Origin of the sequence: Frankia sp. AiPs1, from assembly GCF_023716945.1 — a bacterium.
Taxonomy (GTDB): domain Bacteria; phylum Actinomycetota; class Actinomycetes; order Frankiales; family Frankiaceae; genus Frankia.
In genome coordinates this window covers 1-4,953 of record NZ_JAMQQF010000453.1, presented here as the reverse complement: position 1 = coordinate 4,953, position 4,953 = coordinate 1, and the positions used below count along the sequence as shown (strand labels likewise).

The 4,953-nt window shown below is 74.3% G+C and carries 4 protein-coding genes; 1 reads left to right on the top strand and 3 read right to left on the bottom strand.

The window, feature by feature from the left end; translation table 11 throughout:
• A partial coding sequence (locus ND748_RS25090) for a hypothetical protein (protein WP_251748479.1) occupies positions 1-1,807 on the bottom strand: 1,807 nt, incomplete at its 3' end.
• Between the two features lie 404 nt (positions 1,808-2,211).
• Between ND748_RS25090 and ND748_RS25085 the strand changes: the two genes are divergently transcribed.
• Positions 2,212-2,997: a dienelactone hydrolase family protein gene (locus ND748_RS25085; RefSeq protein ID WP_251748477.1), complete on the top strand. Its 786-nt coding sequence runs from the start codon at positions 2,212-2,214 to the stop codon at positions 2,995-2,997.
• A gap of 168 nt (positions 2,998-3,165) precedes the next feature.
• Here the strand turns inward: ND748_RS25085 and prcA are convergent, their stop codons facing one another.
• Both prcA and prcB read right to left on the bottom strand, forming a co-directional pair.
• Positions 3,166-3,891 carry a proteasome subunit alpha gene (gene prcA, locus ND748_RS25080; RefSeq protein ID WP_251748476.1) on the bottom strand — a complete coding sequence of 242 codons (726 nt, stop codon included), beginning with the start codon at positions 3,889-3,891 and terminating at the stop codon, positions 3,166-3,168.
• Position 3,892: 1 nt separating this feature from the next.
• Positions 3,893-4,717 (bottom strand): proteasome subunit beta, encoded by an 825-nt coding sequence (gene prcB, locus ND748_RS25075; RefSeq protein WP_251748475.1) that lies wholly within the window; start codon positions 4,715-4,717, stop codon positions 3,893-3,895.
• Between the last annotated feature and the right edge of the window lie 236 nt (positions 4,718-4,953).

The following is a 4,953-nucleotide window of genomic DNA, read 5'->3' as shown; positions in this document are numbered from 1 at the left end:
CCGCAGGGCTCGGCGCGCCCGAGCCCGAACCAGCCGCGGCTCCTGCTCCTGCTCCTGCCGGGATCGTGGCCCCGCCCGCCGGCGCCATGCCCGTCTCAGTTGTGCCTGCCGCGGTGGTGCCGGCCCGCTGTCGTTGCGGCCACTGGCCCGACCGGGGGGTTTCGCGGCCGCCCGGATACAGCGACGCGGCGCCGCCGCGCTCCCCCACGAAGGACAGCCAGAGGCCGACCGCGAGCCAGACGGCCAGCACGACCACCGGCCGACCACCGGCCGCGCCCTCGAAATAGCTGGTGGAGCGCAGCAGGGTCGCCCCCGCTCCGGGCGGGGCGAACTGGCCGATGTCCCCCCACGGGCGGGGCAGCATCTCCGGCGCGGACTGCACCGCCGACAGCGCGGCGCCCACGACCGTCACCAGGACGGCACCGACCAGGCCCGGCGTCCCCGCCACCGCGCCGACTCCCACGATCGGCCCGGCGACCGCCAGGGCCAGCAGGGTCAGCACCGCCATCGTCGTCAGGAAGGAGCCCGGCAGGACGTCCAGCGCGCCCTGCAGCGCCACCGTCCCGGCGAACCCGCAGAGCACCGCGAGCACGGCGATGCCGGCCAGCCGGACCGCGCGGGAGCGGACCAGCCGGGTCAGTAGCACTCCCGCGGCGGCGATGACGAGCACGAGCGGCAGGTACCCGGCGGCCAGTCCCCCGCCGGCCAGATCCCGGGGCGCGTTCGCGACCACGTCGACAACCGGGATCTCCAGCCCGGGCATGAACACCCGGATGCCCCGGGTGATCGCCTCGGTCACCGCGGGACTGGCCGCCGAGGCGACCCGCAGCGTCAGTCCGTCATTGCCGATGACGATCGCGGCGTAGGCGTCGCGGTCGCGCAGAGCCTGATCGGCCGCGGCGACGGTCGGCACCGTGTGCACGGTGAGCGCGCCGGGTTCGACCCGGCTGATCTGATCGGCGAGCGCGGTCGCCGCGGGCGCCGGACCCACGGTGAGGATCGGCAGGTCCCGTGGGCGCAGGCTGGTCACCGACGTCCCGTAGAGCCAGACGAGAATCCCCATCAGCACGGCCATCCCGACCGTGACGGCAGCGGCCCGCCGCACCACCCGCAGGCCGAGCGGGTCACGTCCGGGGCGCTGCTGCGCCGGGGCTCCCAGCCTCCCCCCGCCTGCCGCCGCGTCACGATGGGCGCCGGGAACGAGACCGACGGGCACCGCGCCCGCACCGGCGATCGTCTCCCCCGATCCAGGGACGCCGACCGAACCAGGGACGCCGACCGAACCTGGCACCCCCGACGGACCTGGCACCCCCGACGAACCAGCCAGCCCGGCCGAACCAGCCAGCCCGGCCGAACCAGCGCCCGCGGCCGAGGGCGCGCCCCGTGGAGGGCCGCTGGCAGGGAGGCCGTCGTCCGGGGTCGGGAGCACGCCGCCGTCGTCGGCATGGCGGTGGCCGTACGCCGGTCGGGCGTACGGCGAGCCGAGGTCGCCCGGCCCGTGGTCGTGCGGCGGGTAACCGGGATGGGCGTGCCGGCCGACGGCGGATTCGCCCCCGGCCGGACCCCGCTGACCGTCGGGACCACGAAGACCGTCAGGACCACGAAGACCGTCGGGACCGTGCAGGCCGTCGGGACTGCGAAGCCCGTCGGGACCGTGCTGGCCGTCGGAACCACGAAGGCCGGCCGGCTCGCCCTGGACGTCCGGCTCGGCGTTCGGTCCGGCGGCGCCATCCGCCTGCGGGCCGGGTTGGTGACGTTGTCCGGGCAGGGGGCTGTGGTCGCCCTCCCGGTGCCTGCCGCCGGTCACCACGGGACCGCTGTCCCGATCACGCCGGCCCGCGCCGCGCCCGCCGTGCCCCGCGAGTCCGCCGTCGCGCGCGCACTCGCCGTCCTGTTCGGCAGCGGTCTGCTCACCGCATCCTCCCCTCCGTCCGGCGGAGTCCGCCTGGACGCTACGGGGAGTAGCGTGACGCCTTCACGGTGTCGCGGCCTGTCCGGCGGCGTGTCGCGGCACGGCGTGTCGCGACGAATCCGCCGTCGCCCGGCGGTTCCCGGCGCCGTCCGGCGGCCCCCGGTGGCAGGCACGCGGGCTCCGCGGTGGGCCACCCGTGAAGGTCGACGCGACGCCGCCCACGTGCCCCTGCCGCGACGGTGGCACGTCTGACGCGGGCCATGCGGTCACGAAGGCCGCGACGGGGAAGGATGGTCGCCATGACAACCGGAACGAACGACGCGACGTCCAGCCGGGCGCTCCGCAACGGCGCCCTGAAGAGCCACCTGCGGGCGGAGGTCACCCGGCGGGATTCGGTCCCGCTGACGATCGTGGCCCCCGCGGCGGACGATCCGCCCCGGGGTGGCGTGGTCGTCGTGCAGGACGCCCGCGGCATCACGCCGTACCTGGTGTCCGTGTGCGACCGGTTGGCCGGAGCCGGTTGGCTGACCGTGGCTCCGCACCTTTACCACCGGGACGGACGCGACGAGGTCGATCCGGCCGGCGGCTGGCCGGGGGCGATCCCGGCGATGGAGGCGCTGACGGGGACGGGCATCGAGGCCGACGTCGACGCGGCGCTCGCCCACCTCACCGACTCCGGCTTCGACGCCGGGCAGAGCGCGATCGTCGGGTTCTGCATGGGTGGCACCGTCGCGCTGCACACCGCCACCCGCCATCCGCTGGCCGCGGCGGTGTCGTTCTACGGCGGCGGGGTGAGCACGCCGTACTGGGCGGGCCTGCCGTCGCTGGTGGAGGCGGCCCCCGCGCTGCGGGTGCCGTGGCTCGGCCTCTACGGCGAGGAGGACGAACTGATCAGCAGGGACGAGATCGCCGCGCTGCGGGCCGCGGCCTCCCGCAGCGGTGCGCCGACGGAACTCGTCAGCTACCCGGGCGCGGGGCACGCCTTCCACAGCGACGACCGGGAGGCGGTGTACCGCCCGGTCGCCGCGGCGGACGCCTGGTCTCGCGCGCTGGCCTTCCTCGACGAGCAGGTCCGCCCGCGCTAGGACGTCAGCCGCGCTAGGACGTCACCCGCGCTGCGAGACCACCCCCGCCGGGCACCTGCTCCCCCGCCGGGCACGTAGCCGGCGCCGACCCGCCGTCCGGCCGGTCCGACGGTCGCCGCAGGGGCACCGATCGGACCGGCCGACGCGGCCTGTCGGGAGCGCGGCCGGTCAGGAGGCGGTGGCGGTCTGGGCGAGCAGCTCGGCCAGCGCGGTGCCGGCGATGCGCCTGAACTGCCGACGGGCGCGGGTCCGGTCGAGCATCCCGACCTCCAGATTGGCCTCGGTGAGCACCCGCTCGCCATTCTGCGGAAGCCCCGGCGGGACGCTGACGGTCAGCGCCTGCACCGCGACCCGCAGAGCCTCGGCGAGGGGCTGGCCGTCACGGTGGTGCTCCTTCAGCGAGGTCGTGACCTGATCGGAGGCACCGCCGATCGCGACGAATCCTCTCTCGTCGGCGATCGACCCGTCGAACGTCAGCCGGTAGATCTGATCGTCGTCGCTGCTGCGGCCGACCTCGGCCACCACGATCTCGACCTCGTAGGGCTTCACGCTCTCGGTGAAGATCGCACCGAGGGTCTGCGCGTAGGCGTTGGCGAGGGCGCGGCTGGTCACGTCGCGCCGGTCGTACATGTAGCCGCGGGAGTCCATCAGGCGGATGCCGGCCGTGCGCAGGTTCTCGAACTCGTTGTACTTGCCCACGGCGGCGAACGCGATGCGATCGTAGATTTCGCTGATCTTGTGGAGGGTCGCCGAGGGGTTCTCGGCGACGAACAGGATCCCGTCCGCGTAGGTGATGACGACGACGCTGCGCCCGCGCGCGATGCCCTTGCGCGCGTACTCGGACTTGTCGCGGACCTGCTGTTCGGGGCTCGCGTATCCGAACGGCATGGTCACGTCAGCCTCCCGCGCTCGTGGAACGGTCCGCGATGATGGCCGTCACCACGGGTTCTACCTCATCGTCGCCGTAGCGGCGGTACCCGTCGGACGTGACCGCGGCGACGATCGGATACAGCCGGCGGATCGTGTCCGGACCGCCCGTCGCCGAGTCGTCGTCGGCGGCGTCGTAGAGCGCCTCGACGGCGATCCGCGCCGCGTCGGCCTGGGTCAGATCCGCCCGGAAACGCTTCTTCAGCGAGCCCTTCGCGAACACCGAGCCGGAGCCGATGGACTCGTACGTCCGCTCCTCCGACTTCGCCGCGGCGATGTCGTAGGAGAAGATCCGGCCCGCGTCCATGTCCGGGTCGTAGCCGGCGAACAGGGGGACGACCGCGAGGCCCTGCAGGGCCATCGGCAGGTTGCCCTTGACCATGGCCGCCAGCCGGTTGGCCTTGGCGTCCAGGCTCAGGGTCGCGCCCTCGATCTTCTCGTAGTGCTCCAGCTCCACCTGGAACAGCCGGATCAGCTCCGCGCCGACCCCGGCCGTGCCGGCGTAGCCCACGCAGGAGAAGTCGTCGGCGTGGTGCACCTTCTCGACGTCCCGCTGGGCGATCATGTGCCCCTGCGTCGCCCGACGGTCACCGGCCATGATCACACCACCGGGGAACGTCACCGCCACGATCGTCGTGCCGTGCGCCACCTCGGTGACCGGCCCCGGCAGGCCACCCCGCGCCCCCGGCAGCAGGTGCGGCGCCGACTGCGACAGGAAATCGGTGAACGACGACGTTCCAGGTGTCATGAACACAGCCGGTAGGCGCCCGGCGCCACCCAATGGATCAGCCACGCATCCCCCTTCCGATAGACGGTCACACGAGCCGCGGTGTCCCGGTCGTCTCCGGGAACCGCAGGCGACGTGCGCATGAGCACAACATAGGGCCATCGCCTCCTGCTGCGGTCGGCCAGGGCGACCGGCCGGGCGATCGACGGCGATCCGCCCCGCGGGGACCCGCCCTCAGACCGGCCCGCACCCGCCCCGCGGACCGTCCACCGGGCGTCCGCCGACCACCGACCGACCCGGCC